20 protein-coding genes and 1 pseudogene are annotated in these 18,886 nt (G+C 42.2%); 5 read left to right on the forward strand and 16 right to left on the reverse strand.

The window, feature by feature from the left end:
* Position 1: 1 nt before the first annotated feature.
* Both ACSBQP_RS09495 and ACSBQP_RS09500 read right to left on the reverse strand, forming a co-directional pair.
* Positions 2-1,330, reverse strand: coding sequence for a Na+/H+ antiporter family protein (locus ACSBQP_RS09495; RefSeq protein ID WP_217816344.1), 1,329 nt, complete (start codon positions 1,328-1,330; stop codon positions 2-4).
* 336 nt (positions 1,331-1,666) lie between these two features.
* Positions 1,667-3,157, reverse strand: a complete 1,491-nt coding sequence (locus ACSBQP_RS09500) for a leucyl aminopeptidase (RefSeq protein ID WP_008346787.1) — start codon at positions 3,155-3,157, stop codon at positions 1,667-1,669.
* 326 nt (positions 3,158-3,483) lie between these two features.
* Between ACSBQP_RS09500 and ACSBQP_RS09505 the strand changes: the two genes are divergently transcribed.
* Positions 3,484-3,960, forward strand: a complete 477-nt coding sequence (locus ACSBQP_RS09505) for a divergent PAP2 family protein (RefSeq protein WP_008346791.1) — start codon at positions 3,484-3,486, stop codon at positions 3,958-3,960.
* A 40-nt stretch (positions 3,961-4,000) separates the two neighbouring features.
* Here the strand turns inward: ACSBQP_RS09505 and ACSBQP_RS09510 are convergent, their stop codons facing one another.
* The 4 genes from ACSBQP_RS09510 to ACSBQP_RS09525 form a co-directional block, all read right to left on the reverse strand.
* On the reverse strand, positions 4,001-4,645 hold the full coding sequence (locus ACSBQP_RS09510) for a 3D domain-containing protein (RefSeq protein ID WP_017358926.1): 645 nt from the start codon (positions 4,643-4,645) through the stop codon (positions 4,001-4,003).
* 99 nt (positions 4,646-4,744) lie between these two features.
* On the reverse strand, positions 4,745-5,065 hold the full coding sequence (locus ACSBQP_RS09515; RefSeq protein ID WP_003212933.1) for a YuiB family protein: 321 nt from the start codon (positions 5,063-5,065) through the stop codon (positions 4,745-4,747).
* An 81-nt stretch (positions 5,066-5,146) separates the two neighbouring features.
* A complete protein-coding gene (locus ACSBQP_RS09520; protein WP_008346797.1) occupies positions 5,147-5,272 on the reverse strand; it encodes a YuiA family protein in 126 nt (41 codons plus the stop codon).
* A 135-nt stretch (positions 5,273-5,407) separates the two neighbouring features.
* On the reverse strand, positions 5,408-6,625 hold the full coding sequence (locus tag ACSBQP_RS09525; protein WP_162149727.1) for an NAD(P)/FAD-dependent oxidoreductase: 1,218 nt from the start codon (positions 6,623-6,625) through the stop codon (positions 5,408-5,410).
* A 389-nt stretch (positions 6,626-7,014) separates the two neighbouring features.
* On the opposite strand from ACSBQP_RS09525, the gene yumC reads away from it, so the two are divergent.
* Positions 7,015-8,013, forward strand: coding sequence for a ferredoxin--NADP reductase 2 (gene yumC, locus ACSBQP_RS09530; RefSeq protein ID WP_008357239.1), 999 nt, complete (start codon positions 7,015-7,017; stop codon positions 8,011-8,013).
* A gap of 46 nt (positions 8,014-8,059) precedes the next feature.
* Here yumC and ACSBQP_RS09535 read toward each other — a convergent pair whose 3' ends face one another.
* Entirely contained in the window at positions 8,060-8,266 is a 207-nt protein-coding gene (locus tag ACSBQP_RS09535) for a hypothetical protein (RefSeq protein WP_008346803.1), read from the reverse strand.
* 202 nt (positions 8,267-8,468) lie between these two features.
* Between ACSBQP_RS09535 and ACSBQP_RS09540 the strand changes: the two genes are divergently transcribed.
* Positions 8,469-8,885 (forward strand): hypothetical protein, encoded by a 417-nt coding sequence (locus tag ACSBQP_RS09540; RefSeq protein ID WP_008346805.1) that lies wholly within the window; start codon positions 8,469-8,471, stop codon positions 8,883-8,885.
* A 125-nt stretch (positions 8,886-9,010) separates the two neighbouring features.
* Here the strand turns inward: ACSBQP_RS09540 and erpA are convergent, their stop codons facing one another.
* The 3 genes from erpA to ACSBQP_RS09555 all read right to left on the reverse strand — a co-directional run bounded on the left by erpA (position 9,011) and on the right by ACSBQP_RS09555 (position 10,807).
* Positions 9,011-9,373, reverse strand: a complete 363-nt coding sequence (erpA, locus tag ACSBQP_RS09545; protein WP_008357254.1) for an iron-sulfur cluster insertion protein ErpA — start codon at positions 9,371-9,373, stop codon at positions 9,011-9,013.
* A gap of 73 nt (positions 9,374-9,446) precedes the next feature.
* The gene (gene dapF / locus ACSBQP_RS09550) at positions 9,447-10,301 is read right to left on the reverse strand and encodes a diaminopimelate epimerase (protein WP_008346809.1); all 855 of its coding nucleotides are present in this window, start codon (positions 10,299-10,301) and stop codon (positions 9,447-9,449) included.
* A 269-nt stretch (positions 10,302-10,570) separates the two neighbouring features.
* Positions 10,571-10,807, reverse strand: a complete 237-nt coding sequence (locus tag ACSBQP_RS09555; protein ID WP_008346813.1) for a YuzB family protein — start codon at positions 10,805-10,807, stop codon at positions 10,571-10,573.
* A gap of 255 nt (positions 10,808-11,062) precedes the next feature.
* On the opposite strand from ACSBQP_RS09555, the gene ACSBQP_RS09560 reads away from it, so the two are divergent.
* A complete protein-coding gene (locus ACSBQP_RS09560) occupies positions 11,063-12,130 on the forward strand; it encodes an NAD(P)/FAD-dependent oxidoreductase (protein ID WP_017367978.1) in 1,068 nt (355 codons plus the stop codon).
* Between the two features lie 48 nt (positions 12,131-12,178).
* On the opposite strand, the gene ACSBQP_RS09565 is transcribed toward ACSBQP_RS09560, so the two are convergent.
* On the reverse strand, positions 12,179-12,409 hold the full coding sequence (locus ACSBQP_RS09565) for a hypothetical protein (RefSeq protein WP_017358919.1): 231 nt from the start codon (positions 12,407-12,409) through the stop codon (positions 12,179-12,181).
* 100 nt (positions 12,410-12,509) lie between these two features.
* Entirely contained in the window at positions 12,510-12,839 is a 330-nt protein-coding gene (locus ACSBQP_RS09570; RefSeq protein ID WP_008346819.1) for a YuzD family protein, read from the reverse strand.
* Positions 12,840-12,960: 121 nt separating this feature from the next.
* On the opposite strand from ACSBQP_RS09570, the pseudogene ACSBQP_RS09575 reads away from it, so the two are divergent.
* Positions 12,961-13,260 (forward strand): annotated as a pseudogene (locus ACSBQP_RS09575) (NifU family protein).
* 232 nt (positions 13,261-13,492) lie between these two features.
* Here the strand turns inward: ACSBQP_RS09575 and ACSBQP_RS09580 are convergent.
* From ACSBQP_RS09580 to ACSBQP_RS09595, 4 genes are all read right to left on the reverse strand, one after another.
* Positions 13,493-15,463 (reverse strand): prolyl oligopeptidase family serine peptidase, encoded by a 1,971-nt coding sequence (locus ACSBQP_RS09580; protein ID WP_435028355.1) that lies wholly within the window; start codon positions 15,461-15,463, stop codon positions 13,493-13,495.
* Between the two features lie 102 nt (positions 15,464-15,565).
* Entirely contained in the window at positions 15,566-16,498 is a 933-nt protein-coding gene (thrB, locus tag ACSBQP_RS09585) for a homoserine kinase (protein WP_007500423.1), read from the reverse strand.
* Positions 16,495-17,556, reverse strand: a complete 1,062-nt coding sequence (thrC, locus tag ACSBQP_RS09590) for a threonine synthase (protein ID WP_039963831.1) — start codon at positions 17,554-17,556, stop codon at positions 16,495-16,497. The genes thrB and thrC overlap by 4 nt, the downstream gene beginning before the upstream one ends.
* Positions 17,556-18,857 carry a homoserine dehydrogenase gene (locus tag ACSBQP_RS09595; RefSeq protein WP_039963829.1) on the reverse strand — a complete coding sequence of 434 codons (1,302 nt, stop codon included), beginning with the start codon at positions 18,855-18,857 and terminating at the stop codon, positions 17,556-17,558. The genes thrC and ACSBQP_RS09595 overlap by 1 nt, the downstream gene beginning before the upstream one ends.
* Positions 18,858-18,886: the final 29 nt, after the last annotated feature.

Genomic DNA, 18,886 nt, shown 5'->3' on the forward strand with positions numbered 1-18,886 from the left:
TTTATAAAATAATTGCCGCAAGCCAGCCGAACAAGACGAGCGGGATATTATAAAAGGCGAATGTTGGGACACATGTACCCCAAATGTGGTGATGCTGTCCATCCATATTCAGTCCAGATGTTGGTCCGAGTGTACTGTCGCTTGCAGGTGAACCTGCATCTCCTACCGCCGCAGCTGAACCAATAATCGCAATAGTCGCCATCGGGCTGAATCCTAAGTGTAAACAAAGCGGGACAAAGATCGTCGTAATAATCGGAATCGTTGCAAATGATGAGCCAATGCCCATTGTCACTAGCAGACCCACCAGTAGCATTAAAATGGCCGCTAAGCTTTGGCTGTTTCCGATAAATTGAGAAGACGCCTTGACGAGAGATTCAATATCTCCTGTTTTCGTTAAAACATTGGCAAATCCAGCTGCAACAAGCATAACAAATCCGATAAATGCCATCATGTTCATGCCAGATGTAATCAGCGCATCTGCTTCATCGCGTTTCATCATTCCCGTTACAAACAAGACAAGCAAGCCTGCAAGCGCACCGAAGATCATCCCTTCGACTCCAAGGCTTTGAGAGAGATATAACTGAACAATAAGTGATACAAGGATCGCAAGTCCAGCAAAGAATAAGCTCTTTTTTGTATATGCTGATTTTTCTACATCCGTAATGTCACGATTCTCATATGTTTTTGGCTTACGATAGACAAAGAGTGAAACGATCAAGCCAAGAACCATGCCGCCTACAGGAATCAGCATCGCATACGGAATGTCTGCTAAATTCACTGTTAAACCTGCATCTTTCATGTTGTCACGAAGCATTCCGTGAAAAATCTGTCCAAAACCGACCGGAAGCAAAATATATGGTGCAGTAAGTCCGAAAGTCATCACACATGCTAGCAGTCTGCGGTCAATTTGAAGCTCGTTAAACACCTTTAATAATGGCGGGATTAAGACCGGAATAAAGGCAATATGAACAGGAACAACGTTTTGAGAAAAACAAGATACGATCAAAATGACCAGAATAATGAGCACTTTTGATAATGTTTTTCTTCTTGAATCGCCTTCTTTTCCAAGAAGCTTCACAGCTCCTTCGACCATGGCATCAGGAAGACCCGTTTTCGTCAGTGCGGCTGCGAATGCACCTAATAGTGCGTAACTAATCGCCACTGTCGCATTTCCGCCAAGACCGTCAGTGAACGCTTGAACTGTTCCCCCTAGACCTAATCCACCTGCAAGTCCGCCCGCTAAAGCGCCAAGTGCCAGCGCAATCACGACATTGACCCGCAGCAAGCTTAATATCAACATTAAAACAACCGCTAAAACAACTGCATTCATGGTGAAACCTCCGAAATCCTTTAGTTTACTAATGTAGTAGATAATTAAAGTACCAACGTATGTTACCATAGAAAATTTACTTCGTCAAATGGCGTATGTCCTACATAAAAAGCTCTGCCAGTTGGCAGAGCTCAGATTGTTGACAAAGGGCTAAAATGAATTTTATTTTAGCCCTTTGTCTTCTTTTCAGCGTGATAGAAAACCTTTGCAGTCTAGGAAGGACGAGCATCGGCGCGGAGCGAATTTGACATTCGTGAGCACCGAAGCGCAGGACTGACACCGAATGCGAGGGTTTGTCTACACGCTGAGCTCTGCCAGTTGGCAGAGCTTCCGTTGTTATTTCTTCGGTTCAAATCGTTCCACAAATGTCGCTAATGATCTGACCATCACACCTGTTGCTCCTGTTGGACCAAAGCATGAAGGCTTTTCTGTCGTGGCTGTTCCTGCAATATCTAAGTGAACCCAAGGGGTGTCTTCAGCGAATTCCCCAATGAATGCACCTGCCATGATCGCATGACCATCACGACCTGGTGAGTTATTCAGATCAGCCATTTTACTGTTTCTTACTCGTTTTTTATCTTTTTCGGTGATTGGCAGCTGCCAAATCATTTCCCCGCATTCTTCTGATGCCTCTTTAAACTGGGCATACAGTTCATCGTTATTGGTCATCACGCCTGTTGTTTCATTCCCAAGTGCCACAATGACACCGCCTGTTAATGTCGCAACATCCACAAGCACAGAGGCGCCATGCTGCTTCGCATAGGTCACACCATCTGCTAAAACAAGACGACCTTCTGCATCCGTGTTAAGCACTTCGATTGTTTTGCCGCTTAGTGAGACAATGACGTCATCTGGCTTCATCGCATCTGCTGAGACCATATTATCTGTTGAGGCGATGACCGCAATGACATTCTGCTCTGGACGAAGTTCACCGATGATTTCCATTGCGCCTAAAACAGAGGCTGAACCGCCCATATCTGTTTTCATCCCCACCATACTTGCTCTTGGCTTTAAGGAATACCCACCTGTATCATACGTAATGCCTTTACCGACAAGGCCGATGACGTCTGTCCATTCTTCCTTGCCTTGATATTTCAATACAATCAGCTTCGGTGGTTCTGTTGAGCCTCTATTAACGGCTAGAATACCGCCCATTCCGAGCTCTTCCATTTGTTCTTTATCTAAAATTTCAATCTCGAATTCATATTTATAAGCAAGCTCTGCCGCATAGGATGCAAGATCAGAGGACGTGAGCATGTTCGGCGGCATATTCACAAGTGTACGAGCCGAATTGACCGATTGTCCGTAGACTTCGCCCACTTTCAGACTTGCCTGAATTTCGGCAGCATCATGATCCGTTGTTGCATAAACAAATTCGATAAAGCGATCCGGTTCATTCGTTTTATGTTTAAAATCTTGTAATTCATATGTAGCTAAAAGGCAGCTTTCAGAAAGGGCATGGGCTGCATCTTGAACAGGCAGATCCTTTCCTGTAAATGTATCAAGCAAAACCGAAACTGCTTGCTTTTTATCTTGATGAAGCTTTTTAAATAAATGCGCAAACACTTCCTTTGCCTCTTCAAACGTGTAATCTGACTCCTTCCCAAGCCCGACAAAATAAATGCGTTTAATGCCGGTTTCAGGGGATGGGAAAAATTTCGAAAGCTGATTTCGCTTAGACGAAATATCGCCTTCTTTTAGTAATTCAGTGATTCTTCCTCCATGTAATTCATCCATTTCTTTTGCTTTTCCTGATAATTGGCTCTTTTGAAAAAGTCCGATGGCCAGTGTATCTTTATGTTGCAACTCATTTGTCGAGAAAAACATATTTATCACACGCTCCTTCAATGAACTCCATATTTCACATTGGAACTTCTATTATATCAAAATTTATGTGCTGATACGATCATTGCCAGCCTGTCTTCCCTTGAAGAACATTTATATTTTGGCACGCGGAAGGGCATCATGAAAAAGCGGCAGCGATCCATAGCAGCCTGTCCATGGTCTCCTCGTTCCACATCTACTTTCTTTAATGTTATAATGAACATGGACTTGGCAACAGTTCTTACTGCCATCATTTTTTTATCTTACTAGGGTAAATACTTTATCATTTCGCACGTTATTTTTTCTTAAAGAGAGGATGTTTCTTGTTCATGAGCGTACTGACGAATTTTCCGCTGCTTGCCAGCCTTGCAGCCATCTTTTTTGCACAATTTGTAAAAGTACCGATTCAATTTATCATTTCTAGACGACTAGATTGGTCGCTCATTACAAGCACAGGCGGAATGCCAAGTTCACACTCCGCAGCAGTAACAGCACTCTCAACAGCAGTTGCTTTAGAGCACGGGCTAGGAACATCTATTTTTGCCATTTCCGCCATCTTTGCCATTATTACAATGTTTGATGCGACAGGTGTTCGCAGACAGGCAGGAGAACAGGCAACTGTCCTGAACAAACTGGTCACAGATTTTAACCGGTTTGTTGCCGAGGCAAAGAACTTCCCAAATGCGGAAGAAAAAGAGAAGCAAAAGAAATTGAAAGAGCTTCTTGGGCATAAGCCGATTGAAGTCTTCTTCGGCGGCTTAACAGGAATCTTGCTCACACTCATCTTAGATTATTACTTCATGTAGAAACGAAAAAGCTTTGGACCTTTTGAGATCCAAAGCTTTTTTATTCTTTATTGGCTTGAAACTGCTGCCGGAACACTTGCATCGATTCTGCTTCATTCAACTGATTTAAGTCTTTTTCTGTCAGCGTCCCTTCACCCTTTTTAATCACATAAACGTCCAGCACCTTTTTACCCCATTCTCTATACACATCATCAACCGTTTCATAATATAAATCAAGCTTATGACCTTTAATCGCTTTCCCAGTATCTGCGACTACACCATAGCCATAATTGGGGATAAACAGGACAGTTCCTATCGGAAAGACAGATGGGTCCGCTGCCACGGTTGAATATAAATCACGTTTTACTTTGACGCCTGAATATGTAATGCCATATGCATGATGTTCTTTCGTCTTACCTGTTGATTCTACTCCTGCTGTATAACCTGTGGCGACAACCTTTTGCTTCGGATAATCGTTCCAATTAAATGCTTCTTCGAGAGAAACAGCACGCAAATCATCACTTTTCACCGCCATCGTCTGCCTTTTTGGATGCTTTAAAAAAGAAGATACGTGCTTACCGGCATCGGTCTCTTTCACCCATGCAGCGAGATCACTTGGTTCTACGCCAGATATGCCCGTAAAGCTTGTCATCAAGGCAAGCATAAACAGACCTGTCATGAACAATCGTTTCATCCATGTTTTCATTTCTATTTGTCACTCCTCTACCCATCTATTTGTTTCCAAACAAAATGGAAACTATGCAAAGGAGAAACAAAAAAACCCACTTGCGTGTAGACAAGTGAGTTAAAACATTTGATAGCCTCTTTTACGAAGGGCATTGATGACAAAACCTGAGGCAATGGCACCAATTAGACCACTTAATAAAATGATGATATCTGCCGCAGCAAGAGAAACGATGCGGTCTCCTATCCCGGAAAAAGCAATGCCTGGTTCTCTTACATAAGCGATCATCTTTTGATTATTGATAATGAAAAGGCATACAATTGGATATAAAATTGCCATAATCCATGACATTCTCAGCAGCATATTCAGCAAAAAGCCAATGCCGAAGAATAACACGAAAAATAAAATAACTGAAATGATAACGACTGGTAAACTGATCACTTCATCTCCACCCCCAAATATCCCATCATTAGTTTAACTTGGAAATAGAGATGAAGTCAATCAATGGAAAAAGCCGTAAGATTAATGCTTCTTTCCTGTCCCCTTACATTCCTCACATGTTTCTGATCCGCCGAGCAATAACTGAAAATATCCTTTTCCTGAACAATACTGACAAGTTGACTTTTTTTCTTTCGTTTGTGCATTCATATTGCTCACTCCTTAATCTAAATTTTCTGATAATTAATCATAACATATTTTTCTGTCCAGTACCAAGTGAGAAAATATTCCGTCAAACATGAAAAAACGTGTACCACAGGGATACACGTTTTTGTCTATATCGGTTTAGAAGAACTTGAATTTTCCTTTTTTCAGAACAAGTCCTGGTCCGCCAACCATGAATAATGAACGGTTGTCGATGATTTTTTTCATTGCAGAAGCTTTTGTTCCTTGAAGTTTTTTACCAAACGCAACACCTACAGCGTCGTGTTCACCAAGAGAAGCAACTGTTCCTTTGATGTCTGGCTTAAAGCTTTCAAGCGTGCCACCTTTTACTAGTGCTGCAAGGTTTTTCGCTACTGTTTCACCTTGCTGCATCGCAATTTGTGCAGTAGGTGGGTATGGACGATTAATTTCTTCATTGATGATTAATGAGCAGTCACCGATGATGAATACATCTTCATTTTCTGGTACACGAAGATCTGGAGACACTTTTACGCGGCCGCGCATGTTTTCAAATCCAGCTTCTTCAACGATTGGGTTACCACGTACACCAGCAGCCCATACAACAGTTTCAGCTTTGATTTCTTCTGTATCATCGTCTTTTCCAACAATGATGCCTTCAGGCGTACATTCTTTGATCGCTGTACCGATTTTGAACTCAACACCTTTACCTTGAAGGTAGTTCATCGCATAGTCGATCAATTCAGGATCAAATCCTGGAAGAGCTGTTGGTGCAGCTTCTACACAGATAATACGCACGTCTTTTTGATCAATATCATACTCTTTGCAAAGCTCAGGTACACGGTTTCCAAGCTCACCAAGGAACTCAATACCTGTGAAGCCTGCACCGCCGACAACGATAGTTAGACGCTCTGGGCGCTTTTCAGCATCTGTATTATAAGTCGCAAATTGAAGCTCAATATGCTCACGAAGCTGACGAGCAGAGTTAATGTTAGAGATTGAGAATGCATATTCTTTCAGTCCTGCAATACCAAATGTTTCAGGAACAGCACCAAGCGCAACAACAAGGTAGTCATAAGAAAGTTCGCCATCTGATGTCACAACTTTCTTCTCTTCCTTATTAATGCTTTCAACTGTTGCTTGTACAAAGTTGACACGGGAACTGTTAATCACATCTTTGATTTGATAACGACAACGGTCATGATGAAGAGTACCTGCACTTGCTTCATGTAACCATGTTGTTTCGTAATGATAATTGTGCTTGTTCACAAGAGTAATGTCCGCATCATTTGTGCCAAGCTGTTTTGTTAATCTTGTTACAGTCATTAATCCGCCATAACCTGCACCTAATACAACGATTTTCGGTTTATTCACTGGAATCACATCCACCTTTTTTAAATTTGCTGTAAAACGGATAAAGAATTACATATCGTTATTCTCAACCGCTTTGCGGCATTTTATGAAATTTAAACAAAAAATAAGTATGTGAAAATCTGAACTTTCACCTACAAAAAACGAAAGCATTTGACCGTATCCGACAAAAATTCATAAAAAATTAATATTTAGTTCCCTTAACAATAATAGCGAGTTCTGCTCCTTTTTTCAAGGCTTTAAACTGAAAATCCTTAGGATAAACGGTCTTTCTCTCTTTTTTCCCCTTTTCACAGCATCAGCATCAAAAAACGACAAGTTTTTCAAAACAAGTCAAACGACGATATGTGGTATGATATGATATAGTGATAACAATTTTCATTTGGGAGGATTAAGGAATGCAAGAAGATTCTAAGGTATATGACATTACCGTTATCGGGGGCGGCCCAGTCGGATTGTTTACTGCGTTTTACGGAGGCATGAGACAGGCAAGTGTGAAAATCATTGAAAGCCTTCCTCAGCTCGGCGGTCAACTATCCGCTCTTTACCCTGAAAAATACATTTATGATGTGGCTGGTTTCCCAAAAATCCGCGCACAAGAATTAGTTGATAATTTAAAGGAACAAATGGATAAATTTGACCAAACCATTTGCTTAGAGCAAGCTGTGGAAACGGTTGAAAAACAAGCAGACGGTATTTTCAAACTCGTTACAAACCAAGAGGTTCATTATTCAAAAACGATCATCATTACAGCTGGTAACGGTGCATTCCAACCGAGAAAGCTTGAGCTAGATGCAGCAGAATCATTCGAAGGAAGCAACCTGCATTACTTCATCAATGACCTGAACCAATTCGCTGGCAGACGTGTTGCTGTTCTTGGCGGCGGAGACTCTGCGGTTGACTGGGCACTGATGCTTGAGCCAATCGCAAAAGAAGTATCGATTATTCACCGTCGTGATAAATTCCGTGCACATGAGCACAGTGTAGAAAACTTGCACAACTCGAAAGTCAATGTGCTGACACCATTTGTCCCAACGGAGCTCATTGGGGAAGACCGCATCGAACAAATTGTGCTTGAAGAAGTCAAAGGCGATAAAAAGCAAGTACTAGATGTGGACGACGTGATCGTCAACTTCGGTTTTGTTTCCTCCCTTGGACCAATCAAACAATGGGGCCTTGAAATCGAAAAGAACTCTATCGTGGTCAAATCCACGATGGAAACAAACATCGAAGGCTTCTATGCGGCAGGAGACATCTGTACGTATGAAGGAAAAGTCAAATTAATCGCAAGCGGATTTGGTGAAGCACCAACTGCTGTGAACAACGCGAAAGCCTACATGGACCCGAAAGCCCGTGTACAGCCGCTCCATTCCACAAGCTTATTTGAAAATAAATAAGAACGGATCAAAAAAAGGAGTTCCATCTGCGGAACTCCTTTTTTGTTTATTTAAAAATCCCAATATAGGCATTCGCCATTCCAAGTACCATTGCAGCAAGTAACACCACAACAATTCCTGCCACAACCAAAATTACCCGATCCTTCACACGTTCCTTTTTCGGAAGCGGCTTGTCTATCCCGCAAGACGGACATGTTTTTGAACGATACGGAATCAGTTCATGACAGTTCCTGCAATTGATTTGTTCACTCAAACCTCAGCAACCTCTTTTCTGATGACAGTATATGTTTGGTTCTCATGATACTCTTTTCGAGGGGAAATAGCCAGTTGTGAGGACAAGCTGTAACAAAATTGAGCGATTTACAAATTGTTTAAGAAGGAATGGAATGAATGAAGGTTTGATTGGTTCAACCGATATAAGAAGTAGAAGATTGTCATGAAGGATAGGTGGAAAGATGATAAAGCGTTTCATGATTAGTTTGAGCTTGTTACTGATGATTGGCGGCTCAGTAGAAGTGTTCGCAAAAGATTATAACAAACATTATGCTCAATTCGCTGCCGGATCGAATATGGATGTTGATCAGCTAGAACCTTTTTTAAAGCGTGTATCCACTTCGGTTTTAGATGCTGGTTTGAGTGATCAAGAAATCAAACAGATACTCACCAACGTTCAAAAAATGAATAAAAACAATGATACAAAAAGAATGGGCATCTTTGAAGTGGTATACCATGAAAAACCAGCAAAGATTAAAATTGAAATTGAAGTCCATGTGGAAGATGGCAATAAAGAAGTGGTGATCTATATGTTTAGCACCCAAGAGTTGGTGGATGTCTTGGATAAAGAACTATTGAAAATAGAAGAAGCCATTTGAGAAAGAGACGCTGAATGAGTATCTTTTTTTGGTCATCTTTTCTCTTCAAAACAAAAAGCCTCCTCGATCGTGTTGTTTACAAAAACAAACGAACAAGGAGGCTTATTATTATCCATGATCAGTTGTTAACACTCTTCCGGCGTACCGGTATTCGTGGCTGTTCTGAACGAAGAACCGCATCCGCATGACGCAATCGCGTTCGGATTGTCAATCGTGAAACCGCCGCCCATTAGTGATTGTTTGAAATCAATGATGGTTCCGTTCATGATGTCAAGGCTTTCGGAGTCGACAAGAACCTTGATGCCGTGCTGTTCGAACTGCGTGTCTTTCTCTGAGACTTCATGGTCAAAGCCCATCCCGTATGAAAGACCGCTGCAGCCGCCACCTTTTACGCCAACTCGCAGGAACGCATTTTCTTCTTCATGTTCTTTCATCATATCTTTAATCTGCAATGCAGCAGCTTCTGTAATCGTTACTGGTGTACTCACGATCATCCCTCCTTTTGACTGGATGTTTCTTTTCAATTATAAACGTGATGTTGCCTTTTCTCAAATAAATGGTTTAGAGATAGAATGTGCCGTCACAAATTGTTTCAGCAGGTCCTGTCATCAGCACATGGTCATTGTCTTTCCAGCGAATGATGAGGTCTCCGCCAGCTAGATGAACGGTCATATCCGTTTCTTTTTTCGCATGTCCATTCACAATCGTTGATACAGCCGCAGCACATGCTCCTGTTCCGCACGCTTGCGTAATCCCTGATCCTCTTTCCCACACGCGAAAATGCAGTTCCGTTTCACTGACACGTTCCACAAATTCTACATTGACGCCTTCTGGAAACATGTCATGCTTTTCAATAATTGGCCCAACTGAATCAAGCGGCGCCTGTTCAATGTCTTCTAAATAGAAAACGATATGGGGATTCCCCATTGAAACAGCTGTTCCATTTAAGGTCGTCGTGCCAAAATCAAGCGGTTCATTGATCGTTGTACTGGCCGGTTCACCAAGCATTGGCATCGCTTCTTTTTCAAAACGAGGTTTACCCATATCAACTGTCACTAACTGAACGTGACCATCCTGCACATGAACGGTCGCCTCAACGAGTCCTGACAATGTCTCAATCTGGAACGTTGTGTCTGTTACGATTTGATGCTCATACACATATTTTGCCACGCAACGCAGACCGTTACCGCAGTTTTTCCCCTCTGATCCATCATTGTTGAAAATGCGCATCTTCACAGGCGCAACATCTGATGGGCAAATGAGGATCATTCCGTCTGAACCGATACCTGTATAAACAGAAGAAACGCGGATCGCTATCTCTGACAGCTGCTCTTCTGGAAGCTGTTCCTTCATCTGATTGACGTATATATAATTGTTTCCTAGTCCGTGCATTTTCGTGAATTGAAATGATGTCATGAGCGTCCTCCAAAAATGTTGTTTCTTTATAGTATAAAAGGAGTCGATTCAGGAGACAATCTTATCATCCCCCGTTTTTCATACATAGAAGCTCTTTGCTGCCATGGCAAAGGGCTTTTATTATGCATATGCCTCTTTTTCTCTCGTGTGATGCTTCATTTTGATGATATTTTATTAGCATAACATATTGGATGCGCTTTCTACATTTTTTCCTGAAAATGGAAACTTAATATATGAAAAAAATGCACCTCATGACCCATGTGGTGCATTTAAAACATGTCGTTTTCCTCTATAAAAGCATAAATACGCTCGACTAGCTGCTCTGCATTTTCTCCAGAAACAAATTCTCCATTCACAAGAGCAAATGGGGAGTCCATACATTTGCCGCAGTAGCTTAAACAGCCGTATTCCATTACATCTAAGTTTGGGTCTTTTTCTAGCTTCTCTTTTGCTTCTTGAGACCCTTGTGCAAGATTACTTACACAAAATTCGATCAGTGGAAACACTGTGCTTCACCTCACATTTGCCTTACTATCCTACCGAAATTCCTTCTATTAGTCAAAACATGAGCTTCAATAAATCGTTACGCCTATTCCCCGTAAAATGTTTTACTATTTAGGACTAAGTAATGAATATGTAGGTTATTTTGAAACAATTATTGTGGTTTCACAGTAAATTCGATATAATTTTATTTGGTATTTTAACTTAAAGTTTTTTAGTATAAGTGTTTTTCAATGTCTAGGGGGAAAAGGAGAATCGTCATGAAAAATTTAGTCTTGATCGGCGGAGGTTACGGGAATATGCGGGTTCTCCACCGCTTATTGCCAAATCAATTACCTGATGATGTTACTATCACATTAATTGATCGAAATCCTTACCACTGTTTAAAAACAGAATATTATGCACTTGCTGCTGGAACGATCTCTGATCATCACATTCGAGTATCTTTTCCAGAGCATCCGAAGCTGGATATTCAATACGGGGAAGTAGAAAAAATTGATATTGAAAACAAACAGATCTTATTTAGCGACCGTGAACCGATTCCATATGATGATACGGTAATCGGACTCGGCTGTGAGGACAAGTATCACAATGTCCCTGGGGCGAAAGAACATACATACAGCATTCAAACCATTGATCAGTCAAGGCTTGCGTATAACAAATTAAACAATTTGAGTGCAGGTGCAACGGTTGGTATCGTCGGTGCTGGACTTAGCGGGGTAGAGCTGGCCAGTGAACTGCGTGAAAGCCGTTCTGATTTAAACATCATTCTTTTTGACCGCGGAGAACTGATTCTTTCCAGTTTCCCAAAAAGATTAAGTTTATATGTACAAAAATGGTTTGAAGAAAACGATGTAAAGATCATTAACTGCGCCAATATTACGAAGGTTGAAGAAGGAGTTGTGTACAACCATGACGATGCCATTGAAGCAGATGTCATCGTGTGGACAGCAGGAATTCAGCCAAGTAAAGTCGTGCGAGATATGGATGTTGAAAAAGATGCACAAGGCCGTGTCGTCTTAACTCCTCATCACAATCTCCCTGGAGATGAGCATGTCTATGTCGTAGGTGACTGCGCAAGCTTGCCTCATGCACCAAGTGCACAGCTTGCCGAGGCACAGGCAGAGCAAATTGTGCAATCTCTACAGAAACGCTGGAAGAACGAACCGCTTCCTGAGGCTTACCCACAGTTTAAGTTAAAAGGCGTACTCGGCTCTTTAGGGAAAAAAGCCGGCTTTGGCTTAGTGGCGGATCGTCCACTTGTTGGTCGTGTTCCAAGACTCTTAAAATCTGGACTTCTTTGGATGTACAAGCATCACAATGGATAAAATGATGTGAATTTTTTCTCAAAGCTCCTTCTAATGAAGGAGCTTTTATTATGAAACGGCATGTACCGATGAATGGTTCACTTTGATAGGAGCAAGCGCAAGGATGCAGTCTTTACGAAACGTTCTGATCGTCTTCTTCGATAAACAATACGCTTGTATGAACTGTTCAGTTTGACGATGTACAATGATTTTTCGTTTCGAGCACTCTCCATTTTTCTTCATATAAATCATATCAATCGGTATTTGTTGATGAAGAGATTGTTTTAGTAAATAATTCATGATGCTCACGCTCCTTTCATCTCATTATAAACGAACAAACGTTCTAAATCAACCTAAAAAGGAACGTTTGTTCTGTTTATTTTCCTAAAAAAAGAACAGCTCATTCACTGCTCTCTTCGTACCCGTATTTCTCCATTTCTTGATAAATATCTTTTAATTTCGGATTGCCCTCTCCAACAATTTGATCCTCAACAAGGACAAGCGGATAAAAGAATTCATCATCAAGAATTCGTTCAGACAATTCTTTTTGGCGTTCGTTTTCAGGCGGGTGCTCAATATCGATATATGTGATGCGAAACGGCTGATTTGGATATTTTCGTTTTAATGCTGCATCTAGCCACTCAAATGTATCTTTTGAAGAAGGCAGATTCACGCAACTAGCGCACAGGACATCTCTTCCATATACATAAAGGTCAACGGTTTTGTTCATTTGACAAGCCCCCTATTCTTTCTTTATTTTAGCTGAATTTTCTGTATGAAAAAAGTCAAAATCACTTTTTGTTTCAAGATGAGATTGTGCTATAATGAGAAGGAAACTTTGAAACCAATCAATAGATTTTTATCGTCCAGATGAATATAATGGTGATATGTTGTGAAAGGAGCGATTATATCTAATGACTGAAGTCGAAATGAAAGACCAAGTACAGGAAGTACTGGACAAACTTCGTCCATTTCTATTACGTGATGGTGGAGACTGTGAGCTTGTAGACATTGAAGATGGCATTGTGAAATTACGCCTTCTTGGTGCATGCGGCAGCTGCCCAAGTTCAACCATTACATTGAAAGCCGGTATTGAGCGCGCATTATTAGAAGAAGTACCTGGCGTTGTAGAAGTTGAACAGGTTTTCTAATTCATATATGACATGAAAACGACCCTTACTGGGTCGTTTTTTAATTGTTGACAAAGGGCTAATTTTAGCCCTTTGTCTTCTTTTCAGTGTGATAGAAAACCTTTGCAGTCTAGGAAGGACGAGTACTGGCGCAGAGCGAATTTGACATTCGTGAGCACCGGAACGCAGGACTGACACCGAATGCGAGGGTTTGTCTACACGCTGAAACGACCCAATCAGGGCCGTTTTTTGATTAAGATAACTTCTCTCTAAACCATTCTTGAATAAAGGTCAGTCTTTGAATACGCTGCCCAGGGTGGCCACTTCTCGATAAATCATGAGAAGCCTTAGGAAACTTGACTAATCTCGTGTCTTTTCCAAGTTCCTTCAATGCCACAAAAAGCTGTTCTCCTTGATCGACTGGACAGCGGTAGTCTTCATCACTGTGCAGGATGAGAAGCGGTGTGTTCACCTGTTTTACATACTTTAGCGGCGAACGATCCCATAGCCTATCAACAGAGTCATAAATATCCCCATCAATCTGCCATTTTGTAAAGAAATAGCCGATATCACTGATGCCATAAAAGCTAATCCAGTTCGAAATGGAACGCTGTGTAACAGCTGCACGGAAACGGTCTGTCTGTCCGACAATCCAGTTGGTCATAAAACCGCCATAGCTGCCGCCCGTTACGCCAAGCCTCGTTTCATCAAGAAAGTCATAGGCTTCGAGCACATGATCAACAGCCAGCATAACATCCTCATAATCAACGTCACCATAGCTGCCTCTTACCCGATCCGTAAACATCTGTCCGTACCCATGACTGCCATGAGGATTGATGTACACAATCGCATACCCTTCAGCGGCGAGCATTTGAAATTCATGAAAATACGTATGACCGTACATCGCATGCGGTCCGCCATGAATTTCTAAGATTAGTGGATATGTCTTCCCCTCTTCCATCTGAGCAGGCTTCATAAACCAGCCACGTACAATGTCTCCATCTTTTGACTGGAAAGAAATTGGTTCAGGTTCGGATATGACATGTTCCTTTAGAAAGTCATCATGCTCAAACGTGATTTGCTTGAGTGAGGATTCCCCTAAAGTCAGCTCATACAGCTCACTAGGCGAGACAGGCGAAAGACGGCTGATCAGCATTTTTGATTCGTCTGGATGAAGACTGAAATTCGTCACATGTTCTGCCTCTAAACGAACGGGATAGGCTAAGCCCTCAATAGAGAAATAATAAATTCCGGTACTCCCTTGATCAGAAACAAGCGCATAAAACCCCTGACTATCCTTTGTCCATTGTGGAAACTGATTGGCCTCACCCATAACACTATCCCCTGCCATACAGTTTCCTACATACATATCGAGCATTTCTGATAATTGAACGGTCTTTTTCTCCTTCAGGTCATGCAGCCACAATGATGGGAAGGTTGCATTCTGAAATTCACGTTCGTGTCCAATGTACAAAAGGCTTTCTCCATTTGGAGAAAATGATACAGTCGTGTAAGCGCCTGTTGATTGGGTAATTTTCTTGGATGTACCGTCCTCTAAGGAAAGGAGACAGATATCACTTATGTAAAACGTCTGAGGATTTGATTGAATATACGCAAGCCACTTCCCACAAGGAGAGATGACATGATTCACATGATGATGCGGCTCACTCGTAAGCATCTCTACCTCGCCGGAACGGACATCGATTTTTACAATTTGCGTCAGACGCCCATCTAAAAAGCCTCTGCCATCTGCTTTATAAGTCAAATCATCATATACGGCCGGAGCAAAGTCATCACGCTCTTCTTTTTTTTCATCATGAACAGATTCTTCTTGTTTTAATGAGACCGCTGCATAAATGAACGCTCCATCCGGTGAAAATACAGGTTGAGAGACGCCGTAAGGAATATTCGTTAAGGTACGAATGCCGCCGCCATCGCTCTGAATGAGTGCGAGCTGAGGGACTTCCTTTGGCTTCTGCAAAATAAACGCAAGCTGCTTTCCGTCTTTTGACCATGCTGGTTGATGATGCTTTCCATCATCAAATGTCCATTGAGACAACTCCCCTGTCTCTTCATCTCGAACCCATAAATGAATATTGTAATCATCCTTTTTTTCATTCACCGATACTTTTGTAAAAACAGCCTTTTTTCCATCTGGTGAATAAACTGGATGAGAAACAGACACAATTTGTGTTAAATCCTCTGCTGTTATCAATTTCTTCATCAATAGATCTCCCCCTTTTATGTATCAAAAATAGTTCGCTTCTCTAAATAATAATCCCTGCTTTTGTTATGAAAAACAAGGATAAAAAAAGAACGTGCGTCTTCACAGCACGTTCTTCATTTGATTCACAGAATGATGCTCGACGACGACACCTTCTACCGGCACCGTCAGTACATCCACTTCACAATGCGGGAAATTTTGGGCAAGCTGCTTTTTCAGCGCTTCTCCCTTCCCTTTTTCCACTAAGGTCAAAATAGTCGGCCCAGCACCGCTTAATGCCGTTCCATACGCGCCTTTTAATGAAGCAACGTGCTCCACCTTTGATAGCTCTGGGACAAGCATCGTGCGGTATGGCTGATGAAATAAATCTTTATTCATCATTTCCCCTACAAGCGGCCAGTTCTGTGTCATTAAGGCGGCGACAAGGACGTTACTCACTGCACTCGCACTCACGGCCTGTTTATAGGAAAAATCCTCTGGCAGGACATCACGGGCATCCTTTGTGAGCACTTCATAAAAAGGAATCACGACGACGACATCTACATCCACATGCTGCACTTTAACGGCATGTGTCTTGTCTTCTTCATGAAGACCGATGAGTAAACCACCGAATAAAGAGGCACCCGCATTATCTGGATGACCTTCTACCTCACTTGCAAAAAAGAGCTTCTGATCATCGGTCATCTTTAATTCAAGCAACTGATTGGCGAGCTCAATAGCGGCGACAATGGCAGCAGCGCTGCTGCCCAGCCCCCTCGCTAATGGAATATCACTCCACACTTTGACATGAACAGGCGGGAGTGTTTTTCCAAAGTCATCTGCGACCTTTTTAGCTGTTTGGTAGATCAGATTATCAGTGCCTGATGGAATACCAGACACGACATCTGTTTCTGCTTCAAACAGCCAGCTATCATGGTCATAGACCGATAGCTTTAAATAGCGGCTGAGCGCCATTCCGACTGAGTCAAAGCCTGGTCCTAAGTTGGCAGTGCTTCCCGGTACTGTGATTGAAAAAAGCATGGAGGCGTTACTCATACGCGTGCGGCCTTTTCTAAATGTTCAAGAATTTGATCTTCATCTGCATCTAGTGTGACCGGTTTGATGTGTGAAATATCAATCGCCGTATTTGGATCTTTTAATCCGTTTCCTGTCAGTACAGCGACGACTTTACTGCCTGGCTTAATTTCTCCAGATTTCACTTGTTTGAGTACACCTGCAATTGATGCACAAGAGCCTGGCTCTGCAAACACACCTTCTTCACGTGCGATCAATTGATAGGCATGAAGAATTTCTTCATCTGTCACTTCATCAATTTTCCCGTTTGATTCATCTGCCGCTGCTACAGCTTGCTTCCAGCTTGCAGGGTTTCCGATGCGAATGGCTGTTGCGACTGTTTCTGGCTGCTCAATGACTTCATTTCGAACGATGGCTGCAGCTCCTTCTGCTTCAAAACCACGCATGACTGGCAGTGCAGTGCCTTTTTTCTCATGATATTCTTTGAAGCCTTTCCAGTACGCTGTAATATTCCCCGCATTTCCAACAGGAATCGCCAGTACGTCTGGTGCGGAGCCTAGCTGCTCACAGATTTCAAAAGCCGCTGTTTTTTGTCCTTCAATTCGGTATGGATTGACGGAGTTAACAAGTGCGATCGGTGCTTTTTCACAGATGCTACGGACAATTTTCAGCGCATCATCAAAGTTGCCGTCAATGGCAATGATTTCTGCTCCGTACATGACAGCCTGCGCCAGCTTACCGAAGGCAATTTTTCCATCTGGAATGATGACAATACATTTCATATCAGCGCGCGCCGCATAAGCTGCCGCTGCTGCAGATGTATTCCCTGTCGATGCACACATGATCGTATCATTGCCTTCTTCTTTTGCTTTTGCGACGGCCATGACCATCCCGCGATCCTTAAAAGAACCTGTAGGGTTGACGCCTTCTGTTTTCACATGAAGTTCAATCCCAAGCTTTTCAGATAGCTTTGCGAGATGAATCAGCGGTGTATTTCCTTCATTTAATGTTAGTTTAGGTGTTTGTTCGTTTACTGGTAAGAATTCTTGAAATTCTTCAATGAGTCCATTCCACTTCATCAGCTTAAACCGTTCCCTTCTACTCGGTACGTGCTCTTGACTTGAACCACCACGTCGAGATCGTTTAATGTTTGCAGGATATTTGAGAAATCTTCTTCTGATGTTTGATGTGTAATAATCACAATTTCAGCCAGCTCATCATGCCCTTTGACAGGAAGCTGCAGGATCTTTTCAAAGCTGATGCCTCTTTCAGAAAAAATCGATGTAATGCGGGAGAAAGCTCCGACTTGATCTCTCACATGTATTCTTAAAAATTGCTGAGCAAATACTTCGGATGATGATTTGATTTTCTTCTCAAATTGCGGTGCAATAAATCCACTGCCATTCACACCAAGACGCATGTTTTTCATAACAGCGACTAAATCTGAGACTACAGCTGTTGCCGTTGGCAGGCTGCCTGCTCCAGGTCCGTAAAACATCGTTTCTCCGACAGCACTTCCGTAAACATAGACAGCATTAAATTCATTATTGACGGAAGATAACGGGTGATGATCAGGAAGTAAAGTTGGCTGTACGCTGACCTCCACTTTCTCTCCGTCCCGCTGGGCAATTCCAATCAGCTTCATTGTATAGCCAAAACGTTTACTGAAATTAATGTCCTCATCCGAGATGTCCGAGATGCCTTTCACTTTCACATCCTCTAAGTCTACATTCATGGAAAAGCCGAGTCTTGCCAGGATGGCCATCTTTCTTGCCGCATCTAGTCCTTCTACGTCCGCCGTCGGATCTGCTTCTGCAAAGCCAAGATCCTGCGCTTCTTTTAATACATCTTCATACGCACTTTTATCGACATTCATTTTTGTTAAAATAAAGTTCGTTGTCCCGTTCACGATTCCCATCATTTTTGTGATGCGGTCAGAGGCTAAACCTTCCTCTAGTGTACGCAAAATCGGAATCCCACCTGCGACACTCGCTTCATAGTAAAGGTCACAGCCGTTTTCTTTTGCTACATGTAAAAGCTCTGTGCCATATAGCGCCATTAAATCCTTGTTGGCTGTAATGACATGCTTCTTCTCATTTAGTGCATCTATTAAATATTGTTTTGTCTTTTCAATGCCGCCCATCACTTCAATAATGACGTCGACCTCTGGATCTCGAATCACATCGTATACTTCAGTTGTGAAGACCTCTCTTGCCACATCCACATCTCTTTTTTTATCGGGATTGCTCACAAGCACTTTTTGTATTAATACCGGACAGCCGATCTGGTGCATTAATTTATCCTGATGATCTTGAATAATCTTAACGACACCGCTCCCCACTGTTCCTAATCCTAGTAGTCCAACTCGAATTGCCTTCACCTGAAATTCCACCTTTCTCCGTAAATGTC

Origin of the sequence: Bacillus sp. G402, assembly GCF_051172515.1 — a bacterium.
Taxonomy (GTDB): Bacteria; Bacillota; Bacilli; order Bacillales; family Bacillaceae; genus Bacillus; species Bacillus altitudinis.

What these genes read in the sequence shown, in the direction of transcription:
- ACSBQP_RS09495 (WP_217816344.1), bottom strand. Translation starts at nt 1,330, where the DNA reads ATGAATGCAGTTGTTTTAGCGGTTGTTTTAATGTTGATATTAAGCTTG.
- ACSBQP_RS09500 (WP_008346787.1), bottom strand. Translation starts at nt 3,157, where the DNA reads ATGTTTTTCTCGACAAATGAGTTGCAACATAAAGATACACTGGCCATC.
- ACSBQP_RS09505 (WP_008346791.1), top strand. Translation starts at nt 3,484, where the DNA reads ATGAGCGTACTGACGAATTTTCCGCTGCTTGCCAGCCTTGCAGCCATC.
- ACSBQP_RS09510 (WP_017358926.1), bottom strand. Translation starts at nt 4,645, where the DNA reads ATGAAAACATGGATGAAACGATTGTTCATGACAGGTCTGTTTATGCTT.
- ACSBQP_RS09520 (WP_008346797.1), bottom strand. Translation starts at nt 5,272, where the DNA reads ATGAATGCACAAACGAAAGAAAAAAAGTCAACTTGTCAGTATTGTTCA.
- yumC (WP_008357239.1), top strand. Translation starts at nt 7,015, where the DNA reads ATGCAAGAAGATTCTAAGGTATATGACATTACCGTTATCGGGGGCGGC.
- ACSBQP_RS09540 (WP_008346805.1), top strand. Translation starts at nt 8,469, where the DNA reads ATGATAAAGCGTTTCATGATTAGTTTGAGCTTGTTACTGATGATTGGC.
- dapF (WP_008346809.1), bottom strand. Translation starts at nt 10,301, where the DNA reads ATGACATCATTTCAATTCACGAAAATGCACGGACTAGGAAACAATTAT.
- ACSBQP_RS09560 (WP_017367978.1), top strand. Translation starts at nt 11,063, where the DNA reads ATGAAAAATTTAGTCTTGATCGGCGGAGGTTACGGGAATATGCGGGTT.
- ACSBQP_RS09565 (WP_017358919.1), bottom strand. Translation starts at nt 12,409, where the DNA reads ATGAATTATTTACTAAAACAATCTCTTCATCAACAAATACCGATTGAT.
- ACSBQP_RS09570 (WP_008346819.1), bottom strand. Translation starts at nt 12,839, where the DNA reads ATGAACAAAACCGTTGACCTTTATGTATATGGAAGAGATGTCCTGTGC.
- ACSBQP_RS09580 (WP_435028355.1), bottom strand. Translation starts at nt 15,463, where the DNA reads ATGAAGAAATTGATAACAGCAGAGGATTTAACACAAATTGTGTCTGTT.
- thrB (WP_007500423.1), bottom strand. Translation starts at nt 16,498, where the DNA reads ATGAGTAACGCCTCCATGCTTTTTTCAATCACAGTACCGGGAAGCACT.
- thrC (WP_039963831.1), bottom strand. Translation starts at nt 17,556, where the DNA reads ATGAAGTGGAATGGACTCATTGAAGAATTTCAAGAATTCTTACCAGTA.